At 43.5% G+C, this 14,242-nt stretch carries 12 protein-coding genes; 9 read left to right on the top strand and 3 right to left on the bottom strand.

The window, feature by feature from the left end:
* The first annotated feature begins 200 nt into the window (after positions 1–200).
* The gene (locus AB5026_RS00700; protein WP_015524624.1) at positions 201–1,133 is read left to right on the top strand and encodes a DUF5688 family protein; all 933 of its coding nucleotides are present in this window, start codon (positions 201–203) and stop codon (positions 1,131–1,133) included.
* Positions 1,134–1,296: 163 nt separating this feature from the next.
* Here the strand turns inward: AB5026_RS00700 and AB5026_RS00695 are convergent, their stop codons facing one another.
* The 3 genes from AB5026_RS00695 to AB5026_RS00685 form a co-directional block, all read right to left on the bottom strand.
* Positions 1,297–2,091: an ABC transporter ATP-binding protein gene (locus AB5026_RS00695; RefSeq protein ID WP_021977269.1), complete on the bottom strand. Its 795-nt coding sequence runs from the start codon at positions 2,089–2,091 to the stop codon at positions 1,297–1,299.
* Between the two features lie 2 nt (positions 2,092–2,093).
* The gene (locus tag AB5026_RS00690; protein WP_022427133.1) at positions 2,094–3,008 is read right to left on the bottom strand and encodes an ABC transporter permease; all 915 of its coding nucleotides are present in this window, start codon (positions 3,006–3,008) and stop codon (positions 2,094–2,096) included.
* An 89-nt stretch (positions 3,009–3,097) separates the two neighbouring features.
* On the bottom strand, positions 3,098–4,075 hold the full coding sequence (locus tag AB5026_RS00685) for an ABC transporter substrate-binding protein (protein WP_022427132.1): 978 nt from the start codon (positions 4,073–4,075) through the stop codon (positions 3,098–3,100).
* 226 nt (positions 4,076–4,301) lie between these two features.
* Between AB5026_RS00685 and AB5026_RS00680 the strand changes: the two genes are divergently transcribed.
* The 8 genes from AB5026_RS00680 to recJ all read left to right on the top strand — a co-directional run bounded on the left by AB5026_RS00680 (position 4,302) and on the right by recJ (position 14,193).
* The gene (locus AB5026_RS00680; RefSeq protein ID WP_044960663.1) at positions 4,302–5,066 is read left to right on the top strand and encodes an N-acetylmuramoyl-L-alanine amidase; all 765 of its coding nucleotides are present in this window, start codon (positions 4,302–4,304) and stop codon (positions 5,064–5,066) included.
* Positions 5,067–5,210: 144 nt separating this feature from the next.
* The gene (locus AB5026_RS00675) at positions 5,211–5,804 is read left to right on the top strand and encodes a YdcF family protein (RefSeq protein ID WP_021650371.1); all 594 of its coding nucleotides are present in this window, start codon (positions 5,211–5,213) and stop codon (positions 5,802–5,804) included.
* A 208-nt stretch (positions 5,805–6,012) separates the two neighbouring features.
* Positions 6,013–7,737, top strand: coding sequence for a hypothetical protein (locus AB5026_RS00670; protein WP_368212601.1), 1,725 nt, complete (start codon positions 6,013–6,015; stop codon positions 7,735–7,737).
* A gap of 50 nt (positions 7,738–7,787) precedes the next feature.
* Positions 7,788–8,138, top strand: coding sequence for a TIGR04086 family membrane protein (locus AB5026_RS00665; RefSeq protein ID WP_021650373.1), 351 nt, complete (start codon positions 7,788–7,790; stop codon positions 8,136–8,138).
* An 82-nt stretch (positions 8,139–8,220) separates the two neighbouring features.
* The gene (gene scfA / locus AB5026_RS00660) at positions 8,221–8,361 is read left to right on the top strand and encodes a six-cysteine ranthipeptide SCIFF (RefSeq protein WP_015524633.1); all 141 of its coding nucleotides are present in this window, start codon (positions 8,221–8,223) and stop codon (positions 8,359–8,361) included.
* A 143-nt stretch (positions 8,362–8,504) separates the two neighbouring features.
* The gene (gene scfB, locus AB5026_RS00655; RefSeq protein WP_129975275.1) at positions 8,505–9,869 is read left to right on the top strand and encodes a thioether cross-link-forming SCIFF peptide maturase; all 1,365 of its coding nucleotides are present in this window, start codon (positions 8,505–8,507) and stop codon (positions 9,867–9,869) included.
* 15 nt (positions 9,870–9,884) lie between these two features.
* A complete protein-coding gene (gene secD / locus AB5026_RS00650) occupies positions 9,885–12,308 on the top strand; it encodes a protein translocase subunit SecD (RefSeq protein WP_129975272.1) in 2,424 nt (807 codons plus the stop codon).
* 166 nt (positions 12,309–12,474) lie between these two features.
* Complete coding sequence (gene recJ, locus AB5026_RS00645; RefSeq protein ID WP_129975270.1) at positions 12,475–14,193, top strand: single-stranded-DNA-specific exonuclease RecJ; 1,719 nt, start codon at positions 12,475–12,477, stop codon at positions 14,191–14,193.
* Positions 14,194–14,242: the final 49 nt, after the last annotated feature.

The following is a 14,242-nucleotide window of genomic DNA, read 5'->3' as shown; positions in this document are numbered from 1 at the left end:
CTTCTATTATACTTGTCCATACAGCAAGCAACTCAGATTCAGCAGAGAAATCTGCTCTCTGCAATTCTACAGTGGAAGTTCTTTCCACAGAAATATCTAATCATGTTATCAGATCAGAATCATTTTGTGCGTCGTTGTGAGAGCGCACAGGATTTTGTCAGGACATTCGTCCGCTTTGTTTCACAGAAAGGAAATTAAATATGGAAAAAAGTTATGAAACTTTTGTCACGGACCTGAGAAAGCTTCTTCTTGCGGCTATGGACCTGAAGGAAGAAGAAATTTATTTTTCAAACGATGGAGAAAAATATGGTTGTTTGGGAGATAGGCTATTTGTAGAGAGTGGTCATATGGAAAAGGCAAAAACAGTCTGCGGGTTGCATACAGAAGAGCTTTATAAAAGGTACTGTCAGGAACATTCTTTTGAAAATATCGTTCATGATTGTATTAGGGAGATAAAAAAAGTCAGTGAAAATTGTGTGCTATGTGATTTGGACGATCTGAAAGATTATGAGAAGGTAAAAAGCAGACTTTTTATTCGCCTTCTGAATGCAGATAAAAACAGGACTATACTGAAGGAGTTGGTTCATCACAAAATCGGAGATATTGCTTTAGTGGTTTATTATCTTGCAGGAGAAAAAGAGGGATATGTTCTGAGTGCAAAGATCAAGAAAAGCTTTGTGGAGAAATGGGGAAAAGATGCGGATACTGTTTTCGAAGCTGCTCTAATAAATACATATTTTATCAGTCCACCAAGAATCTATCATTGGGAAAAAATGCTGTTTGATAAGACATATGAAGGAGATAATTTCATGGATATCCTTGGAACATACCATCCAAATAAAGGGATTGCCGGGAATTGCCTGAGTACAGAAAAGCGTACTAATGGAGCGGCAGCAATCTTTTTGCCCGGGGTAGCCAGACGTCTTTCTGAACTTCTGGGGTCAGACCTGTATCTGGTTTTTACCAGTGTTCATGAAGTAATGGTCCATAATGCGGATGTGGTTTATCCGGAAGATTTGAAAGAAGTTCTAAGTGATACGCTCGAGAAAGCAACTCCGGAAGAGGATTATCTGACATCTTCCATTTATCGATACAGCAGAAGGAGTGGTGAATTCTCTGTGGAATTGAAATGAGCTAAAGAGAGGTGACATATGGAAGTGCTTTGAGTTTATCGTTATTTGGGCATTAGAACAGAAATTAAGGCCGGAATCCATCATAAAGAATGAAATTCCGGCCAGGTTCTTTCCATGTGTTATGCTGTTTGTCTAACTATTATAAGAGTTCTTTTTTTGTGGTTTAGCTGAGAAGTGCGGAATCGTTGGAAAATTCTTCACCGCTGGCTTCTTCGAATTTGTCCAGGAGATCTTTGACTGTAAGCTTTTTCTTTTCTTCGCCCTGGATATCCAGAATGATCTTTCCCTCCCACATCATGATCAGACGATTGCCGTGAGTGATTGCATCACGCATGTTATGGGTGATCATCATGGTTGTCAGATGATCGCGGTTTACGATCATGTCTGTGATCTCGAGAACCTTGGCTGCAGTCTTCGGATCAAGAGCAGCAGTGTGCTCATCCAGAAGAAGAAGCTGAGGCTTCTTTAAAGTTGCCATCAGAAGTGTCAATGCCTGACGCTGGCCACCGGAGAGGAGTCCGACTTTGGAAGTGAGCCGGTCCTCAAGACCAAGACCGAGAATCTTCAGGAGTTCGTGGTATTCTTCCCGTTCCTGGCGGGTAATGCCCGGACGGAGAAGGCGGGATTTTCCGCGGCGTTTGGCAAGAGCGAGATTTTCTTCAATTCCCATAGTTGCAGCAGTTCCGGTCATAGGATCCTGGAATACACGGCCAAGATACGCGGCTCTTTTATATTCGGAAAGTTTTGTGACATCGGTTCCACCGATAATGATCTTTCCGGAATCTACAGGCCAGGCACCTGCAACTGCATTCAGCATAGTGGATTTTCCGGCGCCGTTTCCTCCGATGACTGTAACAAAATCACCTTCGTTCAGATGAAGATCCACGCCGTTTAAAGCAACCTTTTCATTGATAGTGCCCGGATTAAATGTTTTATGTATATCGATCAGTTTCAGCATGATCATTTACCTCCCTGTTTGGCTTTTGTAAAGTATTTGCCCTTCCAGTATGGGAAAGCAAGGAACAATGCAACGACGAGTGCGGAAAGCATTTTCAGAAGGTCTGTATCAATTCCCATCCAGATAACAATCTGAAGTACCAGATAATAAAGAATAGAACCAAATACAACGCTTAACAGCTTCAGTGCAAAGTTGCGGAAAATACGGCTGAAGATCGCTTCACCGATAATTACTGCAGCAAGACCGATAACGATAGAACCACGTCCCATGTTGATATCTGCAAATCCCTGGTACTGTGTGAGAAGAGCGCCGGAAAGAGCAACAAGTCCGTTGGAAAGCATCAGTCCCAGAACCTTATTGCGGTCTGTGTTGATACCCTGTGCACGGGACATGCTTGGATTACATCCGGTCGCACGCAGGGAACATCCGAGTTCAGTTCCGAAGAACCAGTAAAGGACTGCAATCAGAATGATGATCATAATTGCTACGATAAAAAGCGTATTCTGTGTCAGAGCAACACCCTTGACACGTCGAAGGGATACCAGAAGATTAAATTTATCAACATTGATCGCCTGGTTTGCTTTTCCCATGATCTTCAGGTTGATAGAATAAAGGGAAAGCTGTGTCAGGATTCCGGCAAGGATAGCCGGGATGCCCATAAAGGTATGAAAAATACCAGTGGCAAGACCGGCCAGAAGTCCGGCTCCTGTTGCAACCAGCATGGACACCCATACATTGTGTCCGCTGAGCATCATCATGATACAAACAGCGCCGCCTGTACATAAAGTTCCGTCAACGGTAAGATCCGCAATATCAAGAATGCGGAATGTAATGTACACACCGATCGCCATGATTCCCCAGATAAGCCCCTGTGCGGCAGCTCCTGGAAGTGCGGTTATTAAACTCATAATCTGCATGTTAAATTATCCTCCTCTTTTTTATGCACGAACAGCGAGAAGGGGAACTCCCTTCTCGCTGTATCAGTGTATAATAGGTTTTTTACCGATTATTCAGCTGTTTTATCTGTTTCGATTGCTTCATATCCATCCGGAATTTTAATACCAAGCTCGTCACAGATGTCTTTGTTGTATTCTTTTGTGAATTTTGGTGCATATTCAATCGGCATTTTGGAGATATCTTCGCCATCCTGAAGGATGCTGACTGCCATTTCGCCGGTTTTGTATCCAAGATCATAGTAGCTGATGGAAAGTGTTGCAACACCACATGCCTGGCAGATACCTTCTTCACCAGCGATTACCGGAACCTTTGCCGGAAGACAGATGTTGTTGATGATCTCAGTATTGGATGCTACAGTATTATCTGTAGGTGCATAGATCACATCACTGTCATTGGCAGCTGTGGTAACAACGGATGAAAGATCGTTGGAATCAGAGAATGCATAATCTTCACAGGTATAACCAAGCTTCTCAAGAGCATCTTTTACTGTATCTACCTGATACTGGGAGTTTGGCTCTGCTGAGCAGTAGAGAAGTCCGACATTTTTTGCATCCGGGAAAAGCTCATGGAGCATATCGGCCTGCTCATCAAGAGGAGCAAGATCAGAAGTACCGGAAATGTTCCCGCCTACTGTTCCGTCAAAGTCATCGATTCCGAGAGCGACACCATATTCGGTAACGGCTGTTCCAAGGATCGGGATATCGGAAGTTCCGGCAGCTGCAGCCTGAAGAGATGCGGTTGCGTTTGCAAGGATCAGGTCTGCCCCTTCTGAAACAAAGCTGTTGATAATGGTAGAACAGGTATTAGAATCACCCTGTGCATTTTGCTCGTCAAATTTTACGGAATCACCCATCTTTTCAGTGATGGCATCCTCAAAACCCTTAGTTGCGGCATCCAGTGCGTCATGCTGGACCAGCTGGCAGATACCTATTGTGTAAGTCTTTTCTTCTTTGGCGCTTACTGTGGCAGCACAGGTTCCTGTTACAAGAGCTGCTGCGAGTACAGCTGTTAAAATACGCTTTTTCATATTGTTTTCCTCCTCACGATGTTGCTGCATTTTTGGATTATTTAAAAATACAACACTGATTGTGTTAATATAACACTTTAACGCTTAAAAGTCAAGAAGAATTAACGTGAAAATATGTTGAGTAAACAGATCCGGAAAACAAAATAAAGCATGAAATGAAATGCAGGCACAGGAAAAAACATACAGTCATATCATATTGTGAATGAAATTCTCAAGGAGAAAGAACATGGCATATAAAATCGTTCTGGATGCCGGACATGGTGGAGAAGATCCGGGTGCTGTTTATAAAGATCGCAAGGAAAAGGATGACAATCTGAAACTGACCCTTGCAGTAGGAAAGATCCTGGAAGAGAATGGCGTGGATGTGGTTTATACCAGGACTACAGATATTTATCAGACTCCTTTTGAAAAAGCGAAAGCTGCAAATGAAGCTGGAGCAGATTTTTTTATTTCTTTTCATCGCAACAGCAGTTCCAAGCCGGAACAATACAATGGAGTTGAAGTACTGATCTATGATAAGAAAGGCATTAAATATCAGATGGCACAGAATATCCTGGGAGCATTGGGAGAACTGGGGTTTCGGGAACTGGGCGTAAAAGAACGTCCGGGGCTGGTAGTGCTCCGGCGCACAAAAATGCCGGCACTTTTGATCGAGACCGGATTTATAAACTCGGAAAAGGATAATCAGCTTTTTGAAAAAAAATTCGAAGAGATTGCCAGAAGCATCGCAGATGCCATTCTGGGAACATTGAATGAGGAAACGGTGGAAGAGCCATTGTATTATCGGGTACAGACAGGAGCATTTCGAAATCGGGAAAATGCAGACAGGATGTTGTATCAGCTGACAGATCAGGGATTTCCGGCGTTTATCCTGAGAGAGAATGATCTTTACAAAGTTCAGGTAGGAGCATATATGCAGCTTGGAAATGCGGTCAATATGGAACAAAGGCTGAGGGACAGTGGATATAGCACAGTGATCGTTACAAAATAGAAAACAGATGATCTGTTAGTGCATCTGCCACGAAAGAGTGATATGATTAGGCAATACAGAAAGCTGGATAAGGGATACCTGTCAGATAAATATCTTTTGATCCGGGATTTAGCTGCAGATGGTAAAGAAAGGACATAGAAAATAATGTACGAAGAGTTTCTGAAACAGATAGAAGATTTCATGTTTATAGAAGATAAGCCGGAAAAAGCGGATGTGATCTTTGTTCCGGGAAACGGATATCCTCAAATGGCGGAAAAAGCAGCGGAGCTTTACAGGAATGGGTTTGCACCAAAGATCCTGCCCAGTGGAAGATACAGTATCACAGCAGGGAGATTTACAGGAGTTCTTGACAAGAAAGAATGTTATTGTGGGACATACAAAACGGAATGGGATTTTTTGAAAGATGTTCTGATGCAGAATGGTGTACCGGAAGAAGCGATTCTGAAAGAAGATCAGGCAACCTACACTTATGAGAACGCAATTTATTCCAGACAGGTAACAGACAGAGAATACCTGGATATCAAAAAGGCGATTCTCTGCTGTAAAACCTGTCATGCAAGACGTGCGTTGATGTATTACAAGTTGCTTTATCCGGATACGGAATTCTTTGTGAGTTCGTGTTGTGTGGATTCTATAGATAAAAATACGTGGATTATGACAAATGATGGAATTGATGAGGTAATGGGGGAAATAACTAGAATAATTAAACAATTTTCATTGATGCTCAAAAAAAATTAATTTAGGGGTGTCGTAAAAAAAAGAATTGTGTTATAATGCATTTGACGAAAAAAAGAAATATCTGTTACGAAAGATTAACAAGATATTAATTTTTGGAGAAATATTGGTTCGAGCGCATGTTACATGCGTTCGATATTTTATATAACTGAATTTTTTGACAAAAGGCAAATATGAATCTTAGATTTTGAATATAGAGGTGCAGATTATTATGAAAAAGAACACAAAGATTACATTTAGCAGAAGCTTTTCAATACTGGCAGCAGCGGCATTGTCCATGACACTGATCGGAGGACAGACCTTTCCGGCATATGCGGAGAACTCTTCAGGTATAGAATCCGGTGCTGTGATCCCGGATAATATAACTATTGACAGCCCTACAGCTCTTGCTAACATTGCGCTCCCATCTAATGCGTATGGAACTCTTTCCTGGGCAGATAGTTCTTATGTTCCGGACAAACGTGTGCAATCCTGTGGGGTAGTGTTCAAACCTGCTGCAGGTGCTGACCTTTCAGGCCTTCCGGGGTGGGACAGTAATTCAGGAACACTTACAGGTTCCGTGACAGTTGTGGTCAGCAGCATTGACAGTACAGAGGAAAATTCCGGAAGTGAGGAAAGTTCCGATTCTTCTGATTCAGATTCAGGAGAATCCTATGGAACCGATGATAAAGAGGAAAATGGAACCGACGTCAATGAGAGTGATGCAGATACTTCTGTAAAAGAAACAGAGGACAGCACTGCAGAGAATGAGGAGAAGAACGAAGGTCTGCAGGATGACAGTGCTCAGGAAAATAAAGAAGATCCGGAGACAACAGGAAAAACGGAGCAGTCTTCTTCAGATTCTTCAGATACAACAGATGCAGCAGATGCCAGTGGAGAGGAAAAAAGGGATCCGGAGATAACAGAAGCTCCGGAGGTAACAGCTGCACCATCTGAGGATAATAAAACTCAGGATGGGGAAGAAGCAGAAGCTGTGGAAACTCCTGCTGTAACGATAACTCCGGCGGCAGAAGATGGTATGGATCCTGATGCAGCATCTGAGAATAGAGACGATGAGAATCATGAAAAAAATAACGATGCTGAAATTACCGCGATCCCGGAAATTACGGAGACTCCTGATACTGAAGAAAACAAGGATAATATTTTTGACAGGAAAGATGATACAGAGGATAAACGCCCTCAGAATGCAGCTACCGATCTGACAGAAACAGAAAAAGAGGAAATTGCGTCTCAAAATCATACCTGTGATGGAATAACTGTATCAGGAATCGATCTTCCGTGGTATGTACAGTTTCGTGTTTCTGGTGGTGAGGACTATCAGTTTACCAATGAAGAAGATGCAACAATCTTTAAATCCTATGAGTTTGAACTCTGGGATACACAGAATAATACAGAGTATAAAATTCCGGATGGGGAGTATATCAGTGTGACTGTACCTGTAAAGGCAGGCTATACATATTCGATTGAACACCTTCTTGATAATGGCGCAATGGAGACCATCATTCCAAGCATGGATGGTGCCACAATGACTTTCAGTACACATTCATTCAGCCCATTTGGCATCGCTGGAAGTAAATCTCTGGTAGGGCCAGATGCTGAAAGCAATACCGGTGCAACGGTTACACCTGCAGCTGATGCTTCATCTTCGGATACTGCATCTTCAGGTACTGCAGATTCTGCAGAAACAGACAGTACAGACACCAATACGGCGGAGACATCTCAGAATCTGATTTCAGATAGCACAGATCAGGAACAGTCTTCTTCTCAGAACAGTGATACGGCGGAGAATGAGGCTGAAGAACAGTCTTCTGCAACAACATCCAAGAAACAGGTAAATACCGGAGATAACACTCAGATCCTTCCGTTTGTGATCTTGTTTGTGGCAGCGGCAGTTGTAGCTGGTGTAGCAGTGTTTTTTAAGAAAAGAAAGAAGTAATGAATAAGAGAAAAAGCTTTCCCATATAATGACTGTGGGAGGGCTTTTTTATGAAGGGAAAAGCAATATTACGATCATTGCTGCTAGCCTATGGAGTGACAGGACTTTTTCTTCTGATACTGGCGTTTCTGCTCTTTCAGTTTGAATTTGGAGGAGGAACGGCGGCGGTGGGGATCATTATTATTTATGTAGTATCCTGCCTGGTCGGAGGTTTTATGGCGGGAAAGATCATACGGAAAGACCGATATATATGGGGGATCGTTACCGGGCTTTCCTATTATGTTCTGCTGCTTCTGGTATCTTTTCTGGCACAGGGGAAATGGGATATGACCTTTGCCCATGCGTTGACTACTTTTTTCATGTGTCTTGGTGGCGGAGCCATTGGTGGGATGCTGTCGTAAAAGCTTACAAAAAAATGCTTTGAAAATCGATGATTTTATGCTATACTAGGCGAAGAATAGAATACATAAAGGAGGATATATCATGGAACATATCAAGACATTAAATACAAAGAACCTTCAGAACACGGTTAAGAAGGGTGGATGTGGCGAATGTCAGACATCCTGTCAGTCTGCTTGCAAGACTTCCTGTACAGTAGGAAACCAGAGCTGCGAGCATAAATAAGAAGCAGCCGTTGAATGAGTGGAAAGCAGCGGGAGATCCGCTGCTTCACTTGTTTTATCTGAAAGTAACAGGTATCCAGCAAAACGCGCCGGAGGGCGCGTTTTGTCGGGTTATAAAAGAATTTTAGAAAGGATTGCGGGAAGATGAGTCTGATTCACCGTTATCAAAGTAATGGATATAATATTGTGCTGGATATCAACAGCGGCTGTATCCACCTAGTAGATGAAGTAACCTATGAGGTGCTGCCGTATCTTGAAGAAGGCATGGAAGCGGCTGCCATTGCTGAGAAGCTTGGCGACCGTTTTAAGAAAGAGGATGTAGAAACCTCTGTAACTGAATGTAAGAAGCTTCAGGAACAGGGAATGCTTTTTACAAAAGATATTTATGAGAATATCATTGATGAATTTACCAAAAACCGCCAGACCGTTGTAAAGGCTCTTTGCCTTCATATTGCTCATGACTGTAATCTGGCATGCAGATATTGTTTTGCAGAAGAAGGAGAGTATCACGGAAGACGTGCGCTGATGTCTTTTGAGGTAGGAAAAAAAGCGTTGGATTTCCTGATCGCTAATTCCGGCTCCAGAAAGAATCTGGAAGTGGATTTCTTTGGCGGCGAGCCTCTTATGAATTGGCAGGTTGTAAAGGATCTTGTGAAATACGGAAGAGAACAGGAGAAACTTCATAACAAAAAATTCCGCTTCACGCTGACAACCAACGGCGTTCTTTTAAATGATGAGGTGATGGAATTCTGCAATAAGGAAATGGGAAATGTTGTCTTAAGCGTGGACGGTAGAAAAGAAGTTCATGACTACATGCGCCCGTTCCGTAAGGGTGCAGGAAGCTATGATCTGATCATGCCGAAATTTGAGAAATTTGCGGAATCCAGAAATCAGGACAAGTATTATGTAAGAGGAACCTTTACTCATCATAATCTTGATTTCTCTCAGGATGTTCTGCATCTGGCAGATCTTGGCTTCAAGCAGATTTCTGTTGAGCCGGTCGTGGCAGCAGATACAGAAGAGTATGCGATCCGTGAGGAGGATATCCCACAGATCCTGGAACAGTATGATATTCTTGCAAAAGAAATGATCAAAAGAGAAAAAGAGGGAAAAGGATTCAACTTCTTCCACTTTATGATAGACCTTACCGGTGGTCCGTGTGTATACAAACGACTTTCCGGATGCGGCTCAGGAACCGAGTACCTGGCTGTTACTCCGTGGGGGGATTTTTATCCATGTCACCAGTTTGTGGGTGAGGAACAGTACCTTATGGGTAATGTAGACGAGGGAATCACAAAGCCTGAAATCGTAAAAGACTTTGGAAGATGTAACGTCTATACGAAACCGGACTGTAAAGACTGTTTTGCCAGATTCTACTGCAGCGGCGGCTGTGCGGCAAATGGTTACCATTTCGGCGGAGATATCCGGGGGAATTATAAGATCGGATGCGAACTCCAGAGGAAGCGTGTGGAGTGCGCTATCATGATAAAAGCCGCTTTGGCGGAATAAGAGAGGAAAAAGAAAATGAAGAAAAGTAGAGGAATTGCAGTGCTGCTTCTGACAGCAATTGTCACAGTATTCTTCTGCTATGTGGCTGCGGTAGGCATTGGTCCTACAGGAACAGGTTCGGCTAAGAATATCAACACCGGACTTGATCTTGCCGGCGGTGTCAGCATCACATACCAGGCTAAGGACAGCAATCCGAGCAAGGAAGACATGTCCGATACTGTTTACAAGATGCAGCAGCGTGTTTCTCAGTACAGTACTGAGGCACAGGCATATCAGGAAGGTTCCAACCGTATCACCATTGAGATTCCAGGAGTATCAGATGCAAATGCGATCCTGGAAGAACTTGGAAAGCCAGGTTCTCTGTATTTTATCGATCAGACAGATGCAGATGGAAACCAGAATTTTACAACAGGAAACAGTGAGAGTGGATATGTTCTTGCAAGAAGTATTGAGGATATCCAGAAAGCCGGATCTGTTGTACTGGAAGGTACAGACGTTGCAGATGCTGAGGGAGGTGCTTATCAGGATTCATCCACAAGCTCCCAGAAATATGCAGTCAGTCTGACTCTTACAAAGAATGGAAAAACCAAATTTGCGGAAGCTACCAAGGCAAATGTTGGAAAGCAGATCGCAATCGTATATGACAATCAGGTTTTAAGCGCTCCGAATGTAAATGAGGAGATTTCCGGCGGAAAAGCTCAGATCACCGGAATGGCAAGTACAGAAGAGGCACAGAATCTTGCTTCTTACATAAGAATCGGTTCCTTAAGTCTTGAGCTTACCGAGCTTCGTTCCAGCGTAGTTGCTGCACAGCTTGGTGAAGAAGCCATCGCAACAAGTGTAAAAGCCGGAGCGATCGGTCTTGTGATCGTTATGCTGATCATGATCATCGCATACCGTATCCCAGGTCTGGTTGCATCTGTTGCACTGGTTCTTTATACAACCTTAATGCTGATCACACTGAATGCCTTTGATATCACCCTTACGCTTCCGGGTATTGCAGGTATCATCCTGGGCATTGGTATGGCAGTGGATGCCAATGTTATCATCTACGCCAGAATCCGTGAGGAGATCGCGGCAGGCCTTTCTGTCCATGCAGCGATCAAAAGTGGATTCGGCAAAGCGTTTTCCGCTATTTTTGATGGAAACATCACAACACTGATCGCGGCTTGTGTGCTGATGTGGCTTGGCTCCGGTTCTGTTAAGGGGTTTGCCTACACGCTGGCAATGGGTATCGTGATCTCCATGTTTACAGCACTGGTTATATCCAGGCTTGTTATTAATGCGGTATACGCAATTGGTGTTCGTGACCCGAAATTCTATGGCATTGCCAAGGAACGTAAGGTTGTGGATTTCGTTGGAAAGAGAAAAATCTTCTTTGCTGTTTCCATTATCCTGATCCTTTGCGGACCTGTAGGAATGCTGGTCCACAGTAATGTGATCGGTGACAAAGCCATGAATTACAGTCTGGAGTTTTCCGGCGGTACTTCTACCAATGTAACCTTCAATAAAGAGATGGATATCAAGGAAATCGATTCCGAGGTAACACCGGTTGTTGAGGCAGTGACAGGTGATAAGAATGTACAGCCGACCAAGGTGCAGGGAACCAATCAGGTAGTGATCAAAACACGTTCTCTGGATCTTAAGGAACGAGAAGCACTGAATAAGGCATTGGAGGAAAATTTTGATGTAGATACAAGTCTGATCACATCGGAGAATATTTCCGCTACTGTCAGCAATGAGATGAGAAGAGACGCTATCGTAGCGGTTATCGTAGCTGCGATCTTCATGCTTCTTTACATCTGGTTCCGTTTTAAGGATATCCGCTTTGCAAGCAGTGCAGTACTTGCACTTCTTCATGATGTCCTGGTCGTACTTGCGTTTTATGTTATTTCCAGAACATCTGTGGGAAATACATTTATTGCGTGTATGCTGACGATCGTAGGTTATTCCATCAATGCTACTATTGTCATCTTCGACCGTATCCGTGAGAATATGAGAGGCAGAAAGAAAGTTGAGGATGAGAAACTGAAAGAGATCGTAAATACCAGTGTTACAGAAACTCTGACACGAAGCATTTACACATCCCTGACAACATTTGTAATGGTTGCAATTCTTTATGTAATGGGTGTTTCCTCAATTAAAGAATTTGCAGCACCGCTGATGGTAGGTATCATCGGTGGAGCATATTCTTCTGTATGCATCACTGGTGCTCTGTGGTACACTATGAAAACATTCAGAAAAAATCGTGTTGCAGCACCGGCAGCTGTAGTAGCTTCCGCAAAGATTTCTTCCGAGAAATCTGAGAAAAAGGTAAAACAGCCATCCGGACAGCAGACAGCTCAGCAGCCGAAGAAGAAAAACCGTAAAAGAGTTGCTGAGCGCCTTGCAGCGCAGGAGGCAGCAAAGCAGCAGAATGATGAGGAGAAATCTGAATAAAATTGCTGAATAACAGAAACGTTCCGTACCGGGAAAGAATATTTCCTGGCGGAACGTTTTTTTGTGTGGCATAAAAAACTTGCAGCTATGCAGGAGTATGAGTTACAATACGGTTATTGTGTTGCTTTGAAGAAAGAAAGCGGCAAAGCATCAAGGAGGAAACAACATGGAACGATGGGTTGTTGCTGCAAAACGGGCGGACTTTGCGGCAATTGGAAAAGAGTTCGGAATTGATCCGGTGATCGCCAGACTGATCCGAAACCGGGATGTACAGGACAGGGATGAAATTCGCAGATATCTTTATGGAAAGGTGGACGAACTGGCTTCTCCACATTTGATGAAAGATGTGGATAAGGCAGTGGAGATCCTGCGGAATAAAATAAAGGAAAAAAAACGCATCCGTATTATAGGCGATTATGACATTGATGGGGTAGTATCGACCTTCATTCTGATCAAAGGACTGAAGCGTGCAGGAGCTCTGGCAGATACATATATTCCGGACCGTGTGGCGGACGGATATGGAATCCATGAGCACCTGATCGAAAGAGCAGTGAATGATGGGATTGACGTAATTGTTACCTGTGATAATGGAATTGCGGCGTACAATGAAATCACTATGGCTAAAGAGAAGGGAATGACGGCGATAATAACCGATCATCATGAAATTCCCTATAAAGAAACGGAAGATGGAAGAGAACTGATCCTTCCGCCGGCTGATGCCATTGTAAATCCAAAACAGCCGGACTGTAATTATCCGGAGAAAAGATTGTGCGGAGCAGTTGTTGCGTTGAAGCTGGTGACAGCTCTCTATGAGGCATGCGGGATTCCGGAAAAAGAGCTGGAAGATTTTCTGGAATTAGGAGCCATTGCCACGGTGGGAGACGTGATGGATCTTCAGGGTGAAAACCGCATCCTTGTAAAGGAAGGCCTGAAACGACTTTCCCACACTTCTAACAAAGGTCTCCGTGAACTGATCCGTGCCAATGGCCTGGAGGATGGGACGATCACTGCCTATCATGTAGGGTTTGTGCTGGGACCATGTATCAATGCCAGTGGAAGACTGGATACCGCTGCACGTTCCCTGAAACTGCTCTGTGCGGAGACGGAAGATGAAGCAGCAAAACTTGCCGGTGATCTGACTGCACTGAATCAAAGCAGAAAAGCTCTCACAGAAGAGGGAAAGGAAGCAGCGATCCGTATTGTGGAAGAGACAGAAATTGGACAGGACAGGGTTCTTGTGATCTATTTACCGGACTGTCACGAAAGTCTGGCCGGAATTATTGCGGGACGTATCCGAGAAAAGTACAATAAACCGGTCTTTGTCCTGACAAAAGGTGAAACAATGGTGAAAGGCAGCGGACGTTCTATAGAAAGCTATTCCATGTTTGAGGAACTGGTAAAATGCGGAGATCTGATGGAACAGTATGGCGGTCATCCTATGGCGGCAGGATTATCCATTAAAGAAGAAAATGTGGAAGAGTTCCGCAGACGGTTAAACGAAAACTGTACTCTGACAGAAAAGGATCTGGCTCCAAAGATCCTGATCGATGTGCCAATGCCGGTTTCCTATATAAATAAGGAACTTGTGGAAGAGATATCCCTGCTGGAGCCTTTTGGAAAGGGAAATACCAAACCGATTTTTGCACAGAAGGGACTTCGGGTTTTAAGCAGCCGTATTCTTGGCAAAAATAGGAATGTGGCAAAGCTTCAGCTATCAGACAGTACCGGCTGTGTAGTGGAAGCAGTATATTTTGGAGAAGCAGATGAATTTGTTGATAGAATAAAAAAATGTGGAAGTATTGCGGTCACATATTATCCTGAGATCAACCGTTATCAGGGAAGAGAGACCTTACAGATCGTAATCCGAAATTATATTACAGAATAACAGGAGAAGGTATCACTAAAATGCAGATCCTGACAGCGAGTAATTGACT

Source organism: Blautia sp. RTP21359st1_E11_RTP21359_211015 (assembly GCF_040910705.1).
GTDB classification, from domain to species: Bacteria; Bacillota; Clostridia; order Lachnospirales; family Lachnospiraceae; genus Blautia_A; species Blautia_A fusiformis.
Note: the sequence above shows the minus strand (reverse complement) of the source record. Positions and strands in the feature narration are given on the sequence as shown.